The organism is Neobacillus terrae, from assembly GCF_011393025.1.
Classification (GTDB): domain Bacteria; phylum Bacillota; class Bacilli; order Bacillales; family Cytobacillaceae; genus Neobacillus_A; species Neobacillus_A terrae.
In genome coordinates this window covers 213,978-231,885 of sequence record NZ_JAAOEO010000007.1, presented here as the reverse complement: position 1 = coordinate 231,885, position 17,908 = coordinate 213,978, and the positions used below count along the sequence as shown (strand labels likewise).

Here is a 17,908-nt window from a genome sequence, read left to right as displayed (position 1 = left end):
AACTACAGTAGAAGCACCAGTAGTCCATTCCATTCTTGTGCAATATACTCAAGCAGCGGACATCTTTATCGACAGAAAAGAAGACAGTATAAAAAGGCATTTCAGCAATTTTCAAAACCAAGTTTTTTTCATAACGAGAGCCACCCAGCCGATAAGCTGCAGTGGCTCTTTCATCTTGTTAAATTGCATTTTTAATTGTTGCTTTTTGTTCTCTCACTACCGGTTTGGAAAAGCGGCTGGCATTTATCCATTGATAAAAAATGGGTACAATCAGCAAGCTTATCAATGTTGAACTGATCATTCCCCCTACAACGACAATCCCAAGGGTTTGCGAAATTAGCGTATCCGCACGGGAAGAAAGTGCGAGAGGAAGAACGGTTAAAATCGTTGTAAGAGCTGTTGCCAGGATGGGACGAACACGTGTGAGTGTACCACGTAATATCGCTTCCTCCAGTTTCATTCCCCCTGACAGGTTCCTTTCTATTTTATCCACAAGGACAATTCCGTTTGTGACGACAATTCCTGTTAACATCATTAAGCCCACTAATGCTGCAAGATTCCATTCCAATCCAAAGATAAACATTCCGATTACCGATCCGATGAAAGACATCGGAATACAAATCAGGACTGACAGAGGCGCCTTCCATCCCCGAAATACAGCACTGACAATCAAAAGAACCAGCAGGATGGAAAAGAATAAAGCAATAGCCATTTCATAAATCATTTCATAAACCTGCTGAGGTGCACCGGCAAAGGAATACTTTACCCCCTCAGGAAGCGGAATCGCGCTTAAGTTACTTTTAACTTGTTTCGTTACCTTTCCAATGTCCTTGGAAACAATATTCACTGTGATTACTGCATAAGGCTTCCCATCCTTTTCCCCGATAACCGGTGAACCTGATGGTACAAGCTGGGCAAGCTGAGTTAAAGGTATCTTTCGCCCCACCTTATTTAGAAATGTTTCTTGACCCATTTGAGAAAAGACATCTTTTGAAACACTCTTTTGGATATCGGTATGGATAACGATTGGGAATTTGTTATTATTGATAGATATTGTTCCTTTAGTTCCTTCAGCCGTATATTGCTGAATTCTTTCGAGAACCTCACTTAGTTTAATACCGTGGTGTTCAATTGCCTTACGATTGAGACTGATATGGTATTCGGTTATATGGTCTTCAGCATCAGCAGCTCCCTGGACTGACAGACCAGGAACTAATTTCAGCTGGTTCCGAATCGTTTGGGCCAAACCTTCCAGCGTTTGGCTATCTGCACCCGTAAGATTTATTTTTAATTGAGAATCATCACCAGCGATGCTAAGATTCGATACAGTATATACAGCTTTGCCAGTTAACGAATTTAATTGATTTTGCAAATTCTCCATCAACCTGTTTACCTCTACACCTTTTTTAACCATGATGGACAAATTGGCAATGTTCGGCTTCTGAATCCATCCTCCTCCCGCATCAAAAACATCATCCGATTGAGGGGTAAAGGATGAACCCAATCCTGAAGAAAAAGAGTCTACATTCGTGTTGCTTTCCAATAAAGTTTCTACTCTTTTAACTTCGGAATCAACCTCAGCTAAGGAAGTATTTTGAGGCATTTCAACTTGAACTCCTAATTGGCCAGCATTATTGGCCGCTGGCAGAAAGTTCACCGGCAGAAATGCAGCGCCTGCTGATGCAAGCACAAATAAACCAAGAGTGGCCATAACCACTAGTTTTTTACGAACATATATCCATGTAAAAATTTTATGGGCAAAAGGCTCTAAGTTATCACCAGCAGCTTCAGGTTTTCCGTTCCAAAAAAGGTTGTACAGGGCGGGAACGACCAAGATGGCAACAAAGAGTGAAATAACCAGGGCAATCACAACAGACCAGGCAAAGCCTGAAAATGCTGAACTCACCATGCCGCCAATCAAGGCAATGGGAACGTACACCGCGATGGTTGCTGCAGTAGATGAAGCAATAGCAGGGATCATTTCAGAGACCGCATTGGTTATCAAATGAATGTGATTTATTTCTTTTGCGCCATGCACTTTCCGATTCATATTATCGAGAATAACAATGGAGTCATCTACTACTCTTCCCATAGCTACAATCAGCCCTGAAACGGTAAGAAGATTGAGACTAATCCCCATGATTTTTAATAAACCGGCAGTCACCAGTAAGCAGATTGGCAGAGATATAGCTATAAATAATGTAGAAAGCACTTTCCGGAAAAAGAGAAAAACACATATCATTGAAAATAAGCAACCCAGCAATCCTTCTTTAATAAGTCCCTTTATAGAGGAATTGACCTGTAGTCCCTGATCAAAAAGAATAGAAAGATGGACATCTTTATTTTTTAAAGCAGGAGCTTCTTGCAAACTGTTCTTGATTCGATCGGATACATCCGTAATATTAGAGGAAGGTGTTTTCAATACATCCAGGATCACACTCGGTTTCCCATTTGTTCTTGAAATGGTCTGCAGGTTCACGATTGAATTTGAAATGTCTGCGACCTCAGACAGCGGAACCTTTTTTCCATTTGGTGCCGAAATAGAAATATTCATTAAATCCTGCTGAGTCAATCCCCAGCCAGAAACCTGTATGGGAACCGTTATCTGTGAATTTGATACCTTTCCTTCAAGCCCAGTTGTATAATCCTGTTCAAGTGACCGTTTTATGTCCTTTATAGTTAGACCTGCTTTTTTTAACTCGTTGGTCCGAATGCTGACTGAATACCCGGCAGTTCCACCACCTGATACGCGTACATCTTTTACCCCGGGAACAGATTTCAGCCGATTGACGAAGTCTTCCTGAACAGCTGTTCTCAGAGTATTTTCAGATATATGATCAGAAGAATTCATTATACTCATTCTGATAATAGGCTGAGAGTGTGTGCTAAGTCTTGTTATGAGTGGTTTTTCCACACCTGGGGGCAGGACAATGCCTTCCAATGCTTTCGATACTTGTTCCTCCGCTTGCTTCATATCATAATTCATTGGAAAGTTAAGACTAATCAATGACCCGCCGTTAAACGAATTCGTCTCTACATCCTGAAGGCCGTCCACCACCCGAACCGATTGTTGAATCGGCTCCGTAATCATTGATTTGATTTGTTCTGCCTGGTAATCCTCTGCCCTGACCGTTAATGATAGGGTTGGATTATTGATTTCCGGCAGATAATCCCGCTGAATATGTAAAGCAGATATGCCGCCCCATACGGTGATGAGAATAATTAGGGTTACGATAAGAACGGCACGTTTCATGGTTTCACCTATCAATCGCTTCATATCTGTTATCCGGGTCTTGAATCCCGAAATGTTCCCCCCTCTGCATAAATGATTAAAGTATGTATTTAAAATGCTTGTAACGAAGGCCCGCGTAGCGGACAAATCTTAAGGAACTCAAACGAGTTTTGTCCCTGAAAGCCCGTGTCGTGCACAAATCCTAAGGAAATCAAACGTGATTTGTCCCTGCTTGCTTATATTGAATCGGAATTAGTTATCAGCTTTTTTATATCACTTAAAAACGCAGCCGGGCTTACACTTTTTCCCTTATAACAATAGCTACCCTTTTTGGGTAGCTATTGTTTAAATCACATGTTTCCCAGCTGCCCGGCACTTCTTAGGGAGCTATTAATCATTGTCAGCAGGATTTGGCGCAAAGCTTTCAGGCTGCTTTTCAACCTCTTCTGGAGTATGGGCCTTTTTATCACCTGGATATGGTTTATCGAAACCTTCAGTTGCATACCAAACCGCATGGTTTAGCATGTTGGCGTTGACTTCATCCGGTGAAGCATGTTTACCAGTAAACTTGTCCTTATTCTTGTTAGACCATTCTGTCCACTTTTTGGATAGTTCCTTTGCTTCTGGTGTTACTTGCTCTGTATTAGCAAGTGCAGCCGTATTGGAATTCGGCTGGCCATTCAGGGTGTCAAGCGGTATCTGGTTAGCTTCAAAGTTATAAGGAGTAAAGTCAGGTTTGTTTGTAAATAGTTCACTCATTGGCTCTGCTGCTGCATCATTTTGGTTCATGGCAGGGAGACCAAGAATTTGCTCAATACTCCGGACCATGTTGATGACAGTCCAGTAATGGCTGTCGGTAATACCCTTCTTCACCCAAGGACTAATAACATGTGCAGGCTCGCGATGGCCGTCCACGTGGTCTAATCCATTCTGTGCATCATCCTCTGTAATAAAAATGACAGAGTCTTTCCAATATGGACTGTGTGAAATCAGGTCAACAATTTTACCTACTGCCAAATCATTGTCTGCAACCATTGCCTGTGGCGTAGGGGAACCAGTTGTATTTCCTGAAGTATGGTCATCCATCACCCACATCGTGTTTAGTGCTGGGAGATCATGATTTTTGACGTGTTTTTCAAACTGCTGCTTGAAGATTTCAAAGCGATATTGATCCGGGATATTCGTATCAAACGTCGGGAACGGTTTATACGTTATTGGCCCGAGAGAAGGAATATCATATGTTGCAGAGTAATTGCCAATTGGTACATGAAGATCTCCCTGCTTTTGTCCTGAAAGGATTTTGTAGTCATTGTACCAGTCTGTCCATGTACCGAATGGCGCTGAACCCGTAAATCCAGTAGTGTCTTCACCAAAGTTCTCAACAGATACGCCGTATTTAGCAGCCTGATCCCATAAATGCCCTGTAGGAGCATACGCCATTGCATCACCGGCACCGCCAGGATAGCTTTTAACATTAGCTGTATCTGTTTCCTTATCCTCATAATCTGTGTTCGTTCCCTGCATTACCCACTGGTGTCCGCTCGCTGATTGGATGCCGGAAGTATACACATTATCCAGAAGTGGGAAGGTAGTGGCAAGCTTATGAAGGTTCGGTGTCACAGCCTTAGGGAACTGTGTTAATGCTGGTTCACCATTTCCTTTACCTAAATCACCTAATACTTGGTCATAGGTCCGGTTCTCTTTGATAATATAGAATACATGTTTAATGGTTGATGGTTCACCAACACGTTCAGGCATAGCAACGGGTTTCTTATTCGGGCGGGGCTTAGCGTTTAAATTCTTTAAGCCAAACCAGTTATTGTCAGCAAAAACCTGTTTCGTTCCCTTAGCAAGATCTTCGGCAGTTGGGAATGGGATCAATGAAAGAGATCCAATTTGCGCATAAGAGGAGTGGCCTGTAGCCTTAATTCCCTGAATCGTTAAGTCACGGGCAGGTCCGCGAGAACCAATTCCATCCGCATTAGCGACTACTAAACTTTTATTTTCATTATCTATCGCAATATCAACCGGGAACCAGGCTGTCGGCAAGAGTCCTTGCAGTTCAGGAGTTTTATCAGGTCCCTGCCAATCATAAACAGCAATCGCGTTATCACGGCCAAGGCTGACCATCAGCTTGTTATCTACTACCTTCACTGCATTTGGTGCCGATCCTTTTGGTGCATTGGGATATGGTTTAATGTCTATTGTTTGTACGACAGCATTTGTTTTTGTGTCAATAACGGAAACGGTGTCGCTATTGGTGTTGGTTACGAATATGTATTGTCCGGACTGTGTCATCCGTTCTGGCTGCACACCAACTTCAATGGTTTTCTTCACTGTGTTGGTTGTAAGGTCAATAACGGAAACCGATCCTGTTGAAGTTGCACCTGTTTTAGGATCTACAACAACTTTCGTTCCAGAAGAGTCTACAGTTGTGTCACCCGTTTTAGCTGCCCGTCCGCCCTGGTTTGTTACATAGGCAGTGTTTCCATTTACTAAAACACTTGTAGGGGCATTTTCTACTGCGATTTTGGAAGTGATAGAACCTGTTTGCGGATCAATAACCCCAAGGCTATTGTCTCTGTTTAGAGCTACCAAAAGCTGGCCCTGTGGTCCCACAGTCAGGTCAAGAGGGTTGATATTTCCGCCCACTGCTGCATTAGGAAGAGTATAAGACTTTTGAATGGCAGGAGTTCCATCGGCACCTACAGACATTACAACAACTTTGCCTTGACCGCTTTTAGAACCAGTTGCATAAAGCTGGCTTCCATCTTTGGAATAAGCTAAACCCCACATAGAAGATAAACCTAAATCCAGATCTTTCTGCATCAGCTTTCCTGTTGCAAGATCGACAACATTAATGCCCTTGCCTCCGTAATTGTTACGGCCAACAATAGTTACCGCCGTTTTTCCATTTGGATTAATAGCAACAGAGATCGGGTTTCCACCAAACTCAATTTGCTTTCCAGCGGGCGTGATCAATTGGTTAACAGGTGTTTGCACTGAACCATTTGCTTGTTTGCCAACTAAATTATTTCCAAAACCGGTCTCCTGTGCAGCGTATGCTCCAGCCGAACCCAATAGGACGGAACATAAAGTCAGTCCAGTAAGCAGCCTTTTCTTTTTCTTAAGTTTTTTTAACAATATTTTCACTCCCTTTCTGAATGTGACTTTAGAATACTACTAATTTATTAAGCTTCTATTGAGTAGTTGTAAAATACAAATAAAGAAATTTCAGACTATCTAACTATTCCATTTCTCCCACTGAGTCCCTATATACTAAAAATTTATAAAATAATTCCAATTCCTCTTTTTTGATGGTCGTATTTTAGCAATTCGATGTTAGACGCGCTTCAAACATGAAATAGGCCTGTGACATAAAAACAAAAGCAACGGCCTTCTTTTTAGGAAGGCCGTCGCTCTAATCTTTTATACTTTTACTCCCACATTTTCTGCAAAAACAAGAAGGGATTGTGAATTCGACTTATCTGGTAACCACTTTATCCTCAAAGACCTGCTTTAAAGCTTTTGCCGCATGTTCAATGGATTGTCTGCCCTGCTCGAGTGCTCCTGGCATCCAGAAATAGCCGTGGATCATGCCGTCATACCTTTTTGCTTCTACCTGAACGCCTGCTTCTCTAAGACGTTCTGCATAAGCCTCTCCTTCATCCCGAAGCGGGTCGAACTCCCCTGTTAAAACTAATGCTGGCGGCAGTCCGCTTAAGTCTTCTGCTAGCAATGGAGACGCATATGGATTTTTACCGTCCTCTTCACTCTGCAAATAATGATTCCAGAACCAGACCATGCTGTCCTTCGTTAATAGATAGCCATCAGCATTTTCAGTGTAAGATTCTGTTGCGTATGAATGATTAGTAACAGGATAAACAAGCATTTGATAGGCTAGTGAAATTTCACCCTTGTCCCTTGCCATTAATGCTACTACCGCTGCGAGGTTTCCCCCTGCACTGTCACCTCCGATAGCCACTCGCTCCGCATCTACTTGAATAGAAGCTGCATTATCCACGACCCATTTGGCTGCAGCATAAGAATCATCTGCTGCTGCAGGGAATTTATGCTCTGGTGCCAGCCTGTAATCGACTGAAACGACCACACAGTTTGCTCTATTGGCTAAAAGCCGGCAAGGCACATCCACTGTTTCAAGATTACCAATAACCCAGCCGCCGCCATGGTAGTAAACTAACGCAGGAAAAGGACCTTCCCCTTTTGGGGTGTAAATACGTACAGGGATCTCTCCTCCTGGACCAGCAATGGTTTGGTTTTCTACCTTTCCTACCTCTTCAGGTTCACCTGCCAAAGCGCTAAAATCAGTCGTAGCCCTTGCTTCTTCAGGTGAAAGAGAATCCATTGGAGGAGCGCCTGCAGCCTCCATTTGTTCTAACAGAAATTTCGCTTGTGGATCCAATGCCATATTATATTTCCCCCTTAAATTAGATTAAAATGATAGAATTCATGCTATGCTTGTTTTTTCAGATTTAGAACTATAATACAGGTTCCTTGGAAGGAATTAAGGCAAAGCCTTCATAGCCTTTGTCCGCAACGTCATCACAAATCTGCCGGTAGGTTCCTACTCCTCCAAGATAAATCTGGAATCCGCGTGCCTTCCCTTCAATATTGGCCCCCATATACCAAGAATCCGTCTTTGTAAATAGAGTCATATCCGCCACTTCCCGGCAATGCTGGTTCCAATTATTTTCGGCGTCCTCATTTGCCTCTATAACCCCTAATCCGTTTTCGCGAAGATAGTTGAGGCAATCAGAAACCCACTCCACATGCTGTTCGATTGAAACCATCATGTTACTCAATACAGATGGGCTTTCTGGTCCTGTTAACATGAACATGTTTGGAAATCCCGCTGTTCCGATTCCAAGATATGTCCTTGTTTGCGATCCCCCAGCCCATTTCTCTTTTAAAGACACTCCGTCTTTTCCGCGAATGTCCATTTTAAATAATGGCCCGGTCATGGCATCAAAGCCGGTGGCAAATACAATCATATCGAGGTCGTATTCCTCCTCGGCCGTCTTAATTCCTGATGCAGTAATTTCCTGAATTGGCGCCTTTCTTACATCAATGAGGGTGACATTGTCACGGTTATAGGTCTCAAAGTAATTAGTATCAATGATTGTCCGCTTAGTCCCATAATAGAAGCTTGGCAGGAGTTTTTCTGCCACCTCAGGATTTTTTACCACTTCACGTATTTTAGAGCGGATAAATTCTTGAGCAGTTTCATTAGCCTCCGGGTTAATGCTTAAGTCGTTATAAGTGGAAGATAGAGTCATAAGCCCGCCTTTTTCCCAGGCGGCTTCAAATAACCTTTGGCGTTCCTCCGGTGGATCTTCCAATGCAGACCGTTCCCCTTGTACGACTGGTATTCCAACAGCTGATTGCTGCATTTGAGTTTTAATTTCGTTGTAATTCGCTCTTATTTCTTTTAAATATTCAGGGTCGTGAGCAGTGTTCCTTGCAGGTGAACTATATTGAGGGGTCCTCTGGAAAACAGTGAGATGTTCTGCTTCCTGAGCGATAACAGGAATAGACTGAATTCCGCTTGATCCTGTACCAATCACCCCTACTCTTTTTCCTTTAAATTCTACTTTTTCATGTGGCCAGTGTCCGGTATGGTACCACTCGCCCTTAAAGGTTTCCAAACCCTTCATTTTCGGGACATTGGAAGCTGAAAGACAGCCCACCGCTGTTATAAAAAACTTCGCCGTTACCGATTGGCCGTTATCTAATTGAATATCCCATCTATTTTTTTCTTCATCGTAATGCGCAGTATTTACCCGTGTCTTAAACTGAATGTCCCGGCGAAGATCAAATTTATCTGCGACAAAATTAATGTATCGAAGAATTTCTGGCTGCTCTGCATATTTAGCGGACCATGTCCATTCATTCAGAAGTTCTTCAGAGAAAGTGTAGTTATAATAGATACTTTCAACGTCACATCGTGCTCCCGGGTAGCGATTCCAATACCAGGTTCCTCCGACATTATCCCCTGCCTCGAAAACACATGTTGAAAAACCTGCCTCACGCAGCCGGTGAAGCATATATAAACCAGAAAAACCTGCCCCTACGATCACTGCATCCAGATTCAGTTGAGTTGATGCCATTTTTCTACCTCCCCATTTTTTTAGTAAGATTTTTAAAAAATCTCATGGTTTTGGGCATTTCAGCATTTGTTACTTAATTGCCTTTTTAGGTAAAATTCATATGAACTACAAACTTGCCCCCCGTTGTGTAAGCGGTTACAATAGTAGTTACATATTCTCCATAAGCATCATCAAACTAGAAAGATACTACCATTCCAACTCCTTTCCTCTCTTAATATTTTAATTTCAGCAAATCTCTGAGTATGTCTATCTTAAGTTTAATAGGTTTTTTCGATTTTTAATATTCCCAATTTTCTATGTATTACATCCCTATAAAGAAGGTGTTAATATGCCCCGGAACTATCCCGTTTTGGATAATATTCGAGAACTTGAAGATGCAGGAAGCCACGAAGACAAGCTTTATAAAATATTGGATATTTATATGAAACTCTTTCCTGTTAAAAACTCCTTCCTATTCAGGTACTCCCATTTAGGCTACCTTGGAGAAGGGATTATCTCTATAAACCAAGACGGACTATCCCATATCCGGGATATTAGGGATGATATACGATCCCTGCCGGTAATTTATTCGGCTCTCTATGAAAGAAAAGCTAAATACTGTTCTGGTATTGAATTTTTGAAGCAAATAACCAGCAAATATATACTTCCCTCAAATGTGAATACCTTCTTAGCTGTGCCGATTTGCTTTGGCTCCGTCCCCATTGGGTACATCTGCAGCTATGAATTTAAAAAAGGGACTGTTATGACAGATCCATTACTTTCTTCCTTTACTAACTATGGACGTCAGGTGGGAAAAGTTTTAGAGCAAACTAGCGGAGCAGTGGAAACACAATTATTAAGCCGAAGAGAGCTCGAAGTGATGAAAAGGATATCCTGGGGAGAAAGTACAAAAGAAGTAGCGGATGCGTTATCTATTAGCGAAGTAACGATCAATCAGTACGTCAAATCAGCTATCAAAAAACTTGGTGCACAAAACCGAGTACAGGCTGTTGCAGAATTATTTCGGAAAGGGGTTATTTCTTAAAACCAGCTCCGGATAAGAGCTGGTTTTACTTTTGACAAAAAATAGTCTGCCTGCCTTCCTGTTCATTTTCTTCAAAATAAAGAATTTTCCAGCCAAGGAATTCGGTAAGCAATTCATTAGAGTGAAGCTTGTACTGATCGGACACCTTCTGAACATTTGGAGTCAAATAATAGGTTTCCATAAAAAAGTATCCATTTGGCTTTAAAAGTCTCTTAATCGCCGGAAAGATAGACCTGTCTAGATAATAGGTCATATTTACGAAATCATAGGAGTGTTTTTCTAATGGCAGACTTCCGAAGTTTGTAAGGTCTTCGGTCAAAGTAGTAACAGGCAGCTTTTTCTTTGAAGCCCAATCGTAAATAAATTTTGTTGCAACCTCTGAGAAATCCACTGCCAGCACCTCGTAACCCGACTGGGCCAGGAATACACTATTTCCGCCAAGGCCACAGGCAATATCCAGAGCCTTTCCTCCCCTCAAATATTGGGAAAGGTTTTTTAGTCTTACATTCGGTTGAAGTTCCTTAAGATCATCTAGTCTATCTTTGTGTTTCTTGTTCCATTTATCTAATTGATCCATCGTTACAACCCCCTTTCTTATTTCTTTTCTTCATTCTACAATTTAAGATACCCTTTTACAAAACCGGATTCTACTTCTACAAAATGATCGGGCGATTCTACAAAAATATCAGCCTATTCTATAATTCACCATCCTTTCTACATTTTTGAGATATCCTTCTACAAAAACGAGTCTGCCTTCTACAAAATTAAAGGACTATTCTACAAAAATATCAGCCTATTCTACAATTCACCATCTTTTCTACAATTTTAAGATGTCCTTCTACAAAAACTAGTCTGTCTTCTACAAAATTAAAGACTAATCTACAAAAATATCAGCCTATTCTACAATTCACCATCCTTTCTACAATTTTGAGATATCCTTCTACAAAAACGGGTCTGTCTTCTACAAAATTCAAGGACTAATCTACAAAAATTATCAGCCTATTCTATACTTCACCATCCTTTCTACAATTTTAAGATATCCTTCTACAAAAACGAATCGGTCTTCAACAAAATTAAAGGACTAATCTACAAAAATATCAGCCTATTCTACAATTCACCATCCTTTCTACAATTTTAAGATGTCCATCCACAAAAATAAGTCCGCCTTCAACAAAATTAAAGAACTAATCTACAAAAATATCAGCTGATTCTACTATTCACTATCCTTTCTACAATTTTAAGATGTCCTTCTACAAAAACGAGTCTGTCTTCTACAAAATTAGAGGACTATTCTACAAAAACTATCAGCCTATTCTACAATTTTGAGATATCCTTCTACAAAAACGAATCGGTCTTCTACAAAATTAAAGACTAATCTACAAAAATATCAGCCTATTCTACAATTCACCATCCTTTCTACAATTTTAAGAACCACTTCTACAAAAACGAGTCTGTCTTCTACAATATTCAAGGACTAATCTACAAAAATATCAGCGTATTCTACAAAATCAAAAAAAGAGCTCTGCCGTTAAGCAGGAGCTCCTTATCTTTTTCTATTCTAATTCCAATAAGAGGAGTTCCGGGTCTTCCAATAAACTTTTGATATGATTTAATGCGTTTTGCGCGATCACCCCATCGATGACACGGTGATCATAGCTTAGGGATAGCGACATCATTTTACCAATGGCGATTACCCCATTTTTCACGATCGGCTTTTCTACAATTTTCCCTATACCAAGAATAGAAGTTTCCGGATGATTGATGACAGGAGTAAACCATTCTCCACCGGCCGATCCGATATTGGAAATTGTACATGTGCCCTCTTTCATTTGGTCCATCGTTAACTTATTTTCCCGTGCTGTAGTAGTAAGCTGATCTATTTCTTTTGCCAGAGTCGAGATATTTTTGCTGTCCGGATTTTTTACAACAGGTACAACCAGCCCATTGTCTGTCTGAACCGCAATACCGATATTATAGTATTTTTTATAAAGTATATTCTCTTCTTTTTCATCAACAGAGGCATTTAATTCTTTATATTCTTTTAAGGCACTAATGAGTGCTTTTACCACATATGGGAGGAAGGTTAATTTGATTTGCTTTGATTTTGCGGCTTCCTTCAGCCTTTCCCGATGAGCAGCCAAAGCTGTAACATCAGCTTCTGCAAAATGCGTTACATGCGGAATGGTTTGCTTTGAGTAAGTCATTGCCTTGGCGATCGCTTTGCGGATTCCCCCAAGCTTGACTATTTCTACATCATTGGTGGTTTCCACAGATGGAGATACCGCCGTAGCCTCTGTTTTTTCTGCAAAATTTAAAATATCTTCTTTATTAATTTTCCTATTGATTTTTCCCTGTAGCTCTTCAAGGTCCACTCCTTTTTCCCTGGCCAGCTTTCTTACAGAAGGAGGGGCGACGATCCTTGTCATTCCGACAGCTGGCTTTTCAGCTACTTCATTTTCTAGAGACGTATCTGCTAAATCCCGTGCCGCTTTCTGGACATCTTCTACGGTAGGTTCTCCATTTTTCCCTGTACCGGTAACAGAGGCCAAATCCACCCCTAAATCCTTTGCCAATTTGCGTACCCTTGGAGAGGCCTTAACGAATGATTTATCTTGTTGCTTTTCCTGCTCAACAGGTAAAACGGAAATTGATTGATTTTGAACAAGCTCCGATACTGCCTCTTCCTCCGCAATGCTTGCTAGGGGCTGACCAACACCGATAACCTCTCCTCTTTTTTTATGGATTTTAACAATGACACCATCTGTATCTGACTCAATTTCTGAAACAGCTTTTTCAGTCTGAACCTCTACCAGGACATCCCCTTTTTTCACAGTGTCCCCTTCTGATTTATGCCAAAAAGTAATTAAGCTTTCCTCATCTGCTTCAGAAAGGCGAGGCAATGTAATGTCGTGAAGTGTTTTTGTGTCTTGCATACCAATTCCTCCTAAATCAATCATAAAAAGCGACTATTCTGATTCGGAACAGCCGCCTGCAAATTAAAATCTTTTATTCTTTCATTAATTTAACGACTGCATCGGCAATTTTCTGTGCGTTTGGCAATACATATTTCTCAAGGTCACGGCTGTATGGGATTGGAACGTCTGGAATAGCGAGTCTCTTTACAGGAGCCTCAAGCTCATAAAGTGCCTCTTCGGCCGCGATCGCTGCAATTTCTGACGTAAATCCATAGGATTTATAATCTTCGTCAACCACCACTAGACGATGGGTTTTTCGAACCGAATTAAGAATCGTTTCTTTATCAAGCGGGACCAGGGAACGAATATCTATCACTTCTGCACTAATGCCCTGGTTTTCAAGAATTTTAGCAGCAGCAACGGCTTGGTGGGTCATCATTTGGATTCCGACAATAGTTACATCTGTTCCCTCACGCACCACATTTGCCTTACCGAGCGGAACCGTATAGGCTTCTTCTGGCACTTCTCCTACAGACTCGTCCACCTGATCCATCCAGCCTAATCCCTGAAGCGTCTTGTGGAACATAAATACCACCGGATTATCATCACGAATAGCTGAGGCCATCATCCCTTTAAGGTCATATGGAGTCGATGGTGCAACTACTTTCATCCCTGGAAGATGGGCAAAGGTTGCGTATAGAGTTTGCGAATGCTGGGCAGCGTCACTGTATCCTCCGCCTACGCCAGTCATTAATACCATCGGCAGCTTGACATTGCCGCCTGACATGTAAGGAATTTTTGCCATATGGTTGTAGATTTGGTCCATACAAACACCAAAGAAATCAACAAACATCAATTCTACAATTGGCCTCATCCCCTCTGCCGCTGCTCCGATCGCAGCACCAATAAAGGCCGTCTCAGATATAGGAGTATCCAGGACTCTTTTGTCCCCAAACTTCTCTAGCAGTCCTTGGGTAGCTCCAAAAATACCACCATATTTTCCAACGTCTTCACCTAAAACAAATACATTCGGATCTCGTTCCATTTCCTGGGCAATCGCTTCTGCCATTGCTTTGTTTCCTGTGAGCATACGTTTAGTTGTTTGCATTCCGTTCATCTCCTATCTTAGTAAATTAACAAAATACATCTTCAAGAGCGGCTTCTGGCTTTGGATATTCACTTTCTCTCGCAAATTGGAAAGCAGCATCCACTTCATTTTTCGCTTTATTTTCAAGTTGTTCCACTTCATTTTCAGATGCAGCGCCTTCAGAAAGAATTTTATTTTTTATCCTTTCGATTGGATCTCTTAAAAGCAGGGATGGAACCTCATCTTTTTCACGATATAATTCTGGATCTCCCTGGAAGTGCCCTAAAAATCGGAAGGTCTCAATTTCAATAATCGATGGTCCCTCACCACGGCGTGCTCTTTCTACTGCTTCCTGTGAAACTCGGTACATTTCAATTGGATCATTATCCTCTACCAGGTAGCCTGTGGTATTCTCGTAAGCAGCCGCCCTCTTGTCATTAGAGGAAATCGCTGTCGAAGCAGTCTTAGGAACGGAAATACCCCAAGAGTTATTTTCTACAACAACAATTAAAGGAAGTTTCCATAAAGCCGCCATATTTAATGTTTCGTGAAAGGCTCCTGCATTGGCAGCTCCTTCTCCAATAAAAGCAACCGCAACCGAATCCGTACCCTTTTGCTTTGCTGCAAGGGCTGCTCCTGCTGCCTGTGGAATACCAGCTGCGACAATACCGCCACATGAGAATTTCACCTCAGGGTCAAACAGATGCATATGCCCGCCTTTTCCTTTTCCAAGCCCCGTTTCTTTCCCAAAAATCTCAGCAGTCATACGATTCAAATTAACACCTTTTGCGATGGCATGATGATGGGGACGGTGTGGGGAAGCAACTGTATCATCCTTTGTTAAATGGGCGCATATCCCAACCGCAGCTGGTTCCTGTCCATTTGACAGGTGCATTTCCCCAGGAACGGGGCCTGCTCCAATATTAAAAACTGGCTTTTTTCCTTCAGCGTACGCTTCAACAAGCTGCTCTTCGTAATAGCGGCTTTTTACCATGGTTTCATACATCCAAAGCAACTTTTCCTTAGGAATTGACATTGTGTATCCTCCTTTTATACTTTTACTGCTCTCATTTTTATAGTTGCAAGTTTCATGCCAAAATCGTAAGCGTTTTCATTCCCGTGTAAAAAATCCCTTTAAATCAATAGAATTTTTATTTTTCAGATTAGTTTTGCCTTCCTAAATGAAATAATAGACCTAATAAAAATGTCCCATTTTGTATCAAAATGTATCGTTTTATCTGATACACTGACACAAAATGGGACACTGTCATTTCAAGTTATACCGTTCCATTCGTCTGTAGAGGGTACTTCTTGATATATTTAATGCTTTAGCCGCTTGACTATAGTTATAATCACAATTCATTAAAACCTCAAGCAGCATGTGCTTTTGCCTTTCATCCTTTTTTATAGGGAATCTCTGTACGGAAGGAGTATGCTCATGGTGGCCGCCAACTTCTTCAGGAAGAGACTCAACGGAAAGAACTCCTGTACTTGAACGGTTTAAGGACCTTTCAATGACATTTTGAAGCTCCCTGACATTCCCAGGCCAATTATACTGCTCTATAGCCCTCATAAAAGAAGATGAAATCGATTCGATCCGTGTAGGGATTCTCTTTTTATAGAGTTTTACAAAATGAGAGGCTAAAAGAGCGATATCTCCTTCCCGTTCTCGTAAGCTCGGGATATGAATAGGAAGAACATTTAAGCGGAAATAAAGATCCTCTCGGAAATTCCCTTTCCTCACCTCTTCTTTTAAATTTTTATTCGTTGCAGCAATAATCCTTACATTTACAGGGATAACTTTATGGTTACCAATTCTAGTAATCTCTCTGTTTTGGAGAACTCTTAATAATAGAACTTGCATATCCAGCGACATTTCTCCGATCTCATCAAGAAAAATCGTTCCTCCATCAGCGAGTTCAAATTTACCTGAATTTCCCCCTTTTCTTGCACCCGTGAAGGCCCCTTCTGCGTATCCGAACAACTCACTTCCAAGCAAATCTCTTGGAATTGCTCCACAGTTAATGGCGATAAACGGCATATCACGCCGTTCGTTTTCATTGTGGATTGCCTGAGCAAACAAGTCTTTCCCAGTCCCGCTCTCACCTAAAAGCAATACATTTGAAGGGGAATTGGATGCTGCCCTCGCTTCATTTATGCTCCTTATTAATAATGGGCTTTGACCTATTATTTCCCTGAATGTGATATTAGCCTGGTTACCTGTAAACTGATTCACTAGCTGTCGAACCTTTTGGATCTCCTGAATAATAAGGAGAGATGCAATCTGCTCCTCACCTTTATAAACAGGCTGACTATTTAATAGAACCTGCTTGGGAAAACCTCCGTTTTTTATTTTTAACCGGATATCTTTATCCTTAATAATATCCAAGCAGTATATTTCATTCTGAAATAGCTTGTTTTCAAAAACCTGATCAATCTTTTTATCGATTAAATCCTCCTCTTTTAACTGAATCATGTCCTGTAAGGTTTTATTTGCCTGAATGATTTCTCCTTGCTGGTTCACCAACATAATTCCTGTTGTAAGAGAATTCATCGTAGCTTCTAAATAGCTTTGCATCAATTCGTTTCTTCTAATCTTTTCTTGCAATTTCATAAGGTTTTCTACTGCTTTTGCAGTGGATACCACCATTCCTAAAGTATGCCGATGAACTTTTTCATATGGACCTGCCATATTCAGTACACCCATTAGTTTTCCATCCAGACCGAAAATAGGTGAAGCAGAGCATGTCCATTCCTGGCAAATCTTCATATAATGTTCATGATGAAAAACCTGAAGCGGTACTTCTGCTTTAATACAGGTGCCAATCGCATTTGTGCCCACACCCTCTTCGCTCCAGTCTGCCCCTTCCACAAAGGAGATAGCTCGTGCTTTTTCTAACGTATCTTCATCTCCTAAAGTTTTAAGCAGTAATCCACTCCTGTCACAAAGAACAACCATAAAACCTGTACCCTCAACCAACTGATAGATATCATTCATTAAAGGCAGAGTCGTATTAATTAATTCAGCATTCTCTAAAATACTTTGTTTCCACACTTCCTTAAAAACCCTTCCATTTCTTTGGTTAGGGTCTATCTTATTTTCCCTGGATCGTTGCCTTGATTCACGAATAATATTTGAAAAAGAAGAATCCTCCAATGGTATGCCGACAAAAAAAGAATCAGTTTCTATTATTTCGCTTATATTTACCAAGCTATCCACTCCTGATCTTTTTGTTAAAGCAAATTGATCTTCTGTTATGTTGATTAAGCGGAAGGCGCTAGACTCCTCGAAAATGCATTCGCATTTCCTTCGTGCGTGGGCGGTTCCATGATGCAAATTCAATATCCAGCGGAAAAATTGGTCACCGTGAGCGAAAATCAACAGTCAAGTTTTACAGAGCCTATGGTTTAAAAACAAAAGTGATTTTATGTAAGTATTAATTTATTTTACCATATTTTCTAACAATTCTTAAAACTCCAGGACTCCCTATTTCCCTAATTATGTATATAGTAATAGAAAAA

10 protein-coding genes are annotated in these 17,908 nt (G+C 41.1%); 1 reads left to right on the top strand and 9 read right to left on the bottom strand.

All coding sequences use genetic code 11. The annotated features are described in order from the left end of the window. Positions 1–178: 178 nt before the first annotated feature. From G8761_RS12800 to G8761_RS12785, 4 genes are all read right to left on the bottom strand, one after another. On the bottom strand, positions 179–3,277 hold the full coding sequence (locus tag G8761_RS12800) for an efflux RND transporter permease subunit (RefSeq protein WP_166027233.1): 3,099 nt from the start codon (positions 3,275–3,277) through the stop codon (positions 179–181). 345 nt (positions 3,278–3,622) lie between these two features. After that, positions 3,623–6,376 (bottom strand): bifunctional YncE family protein/alkaline phosphatase family protein, encoded by a 2,754-nt coding sequence (locus G8761_RS12795; RefSeq protein ID WP_166027231.1) that lies wholly within the window; start codon positions 6,374–6,376, stop codon positions 3,623–3,625. Positions 6,377–6,716: 340 nt separating this feature from the next. Beyond that, a complete protein-coding gene (locus G8761_RS12790; RefSeq protein ID WP_166027229.1) occupies positions 6,717–7,661 on the bottom strand; it encodes an alpha/beta hydrolase in 945 nt (314 codons plus the stop codon). 70 nt (positions 7,662–7,731) lie between these two features. After that, on the bottom strand, positions 7,732–9,360 hold the full coding sequence (locus G8761_RS12785) for a flavin-containing monooxygenase (protein WP_166027227.1): 1,629 nt from the start codon (positions 9,358–9,360) through the stop codon (positions 7,732–7,734). Between the two features lie 328 nt (positions 9,361–9,688). On the opposite strand from G8761_RS12785, the gene G8761_RS12780 reads away from it, so the two are divergent. Then, entirely contained in the window at positions 9,689–10,384 is a 696-nt protein-coding gene (locus tag G8761_RS12780) for a response regulator transcription factor (RefSeq protein WP_166027225.1), read from the top strand. Positions 10,385–10,409: 25 nt separating this feature from the next. Here G8761_RS12780 and G8761_RS12775 read toward each other — a convergent pair whose 3' ends face one another. The 5 genes from G8761_RS12775 to G8761_RS12755 form a co-directional block, all read right to left on the bottom strand. Then, positions 10,410–10,961, bottom strand: coding sequence for a class I SAM-dependent methyltransferase (locus G8761_RS12775; protein WP_166027223.1), 552 nt, complete (start codon positions 10,959–10,961; stop codon positions 10,410–10,412). Positions 10,962–11,937: 976 nt separating this feature from the next. After that, positions 11,938–13,317 (bottom strand): 2-oxo acid dehydrogenase subunit E2, encoded by a 1,380-nt coding sequence (locus G8761_RS12770; RefSeq protein WP_166027221.1) that lies wholly within the window; start codon positions 13,315–13,317, stop codon positions 11,938–11,940. Between the two features lie 73 nt (positions 13,318–13,390). Further along, positions 13,391–14,407, bottom strand: a complete 1,017-nt coding sequence (locus G8761_RS12765; RefSeq protein WP_166027219.1) for an alpha-ketoacid dehydrogenase subunit beta — start codon at positions 14,405–14,407, stop codon at positions 13,391–13,393. 25 nt (positions 14,408–14,432) lie between these two features. Next, positions 14,433–15,422 (bottom strand): thiamine pyrophosphate-dependent dehydrogenase E1 component subunit alpha, encoded by a 990-nt coding sequence (locus G8761_RS12760; protein WP_166027217.1) that lies wholly within the window; start codon positions 15,420–15,422, stop codon positions 14,433–14,435. Positions 15,423–15,653: 231 nt separating this feature from the next. Beyond that, the gene (locus G8761_RS12755; protein ID WP_243450002.1) at positions 15,654–17,597 is read right to left on the bottom strand and encodes a sigma-54-dependent Fis family transcriptional regulator; all 1,944 of its coding nucleotides are present in this window, start codon (positions 17,595–17,597) and stop codon (positions 15,654–15,656) included. Between the last annotated feature and the right edge of the window lie 311 nt (positions 17,598–17,908).

Excerpts from the sequence above, each read along its gene's own strand:
- G8761_RS12800 (WP_166027233.1), bottom strand. The coding sequence starts at position 3,277 with ATGAAGCGATTGATAGGTGAAACCATGAAACGTGCCGTTCTTATCGTA.
- G8761_RS12790 (WP_166027229.1), bottom strand. The coding sequence starts at position 7,661 with ATGGCATTGGATCCACAAGCGAAATTTCTGTTAGAACAAATGGAGGCT.
- G8761_RS12785 (WP_166027227.1), bottom strand. The coding sequence starts at position 9,360 with ATGGCATCAACTCAACTGAATCTGGATGCAGTGATCGTAGGGGCAGGT.
- G8761_RS12780 (WP_166027225.1), top strand. The coding sequence starts at position 9,689 with ATGCCCCGGAACTATCCCGTTTTGGATAATATTCGAGAACTTGAAGAT.
- G8761_RS12775 (WP_166027223.1), bottom strand. The coding sequence starts at position 10,961 with ATGGATCAATTAGATAAATGGAACAAGAAACACAAAGATAGACTAGAT.
- G8761_RS12770 (WP_166027221.1), bottom strand. The coding sequence starts at position 13,317 with ATGCAAGACACAAAAACACTTCACGACATTACATTGCCTCGCCTTTCT.
- G8761_RS12765 (WP_166027219.1), bottom strand. The coding sequence starts at position 14,407 with ATGCAAACAACTAAACGTATGCTCACAGGAAACAAAGCAATGGCAGAA.
- G8761_RS12760 (WP_166027217.1), bottom strand. The coding sequence starts at position 15,422 with ATGTCAATTCCTAAGGAAAAGTTGCTTTGGATGTATGAAACCATGGTA.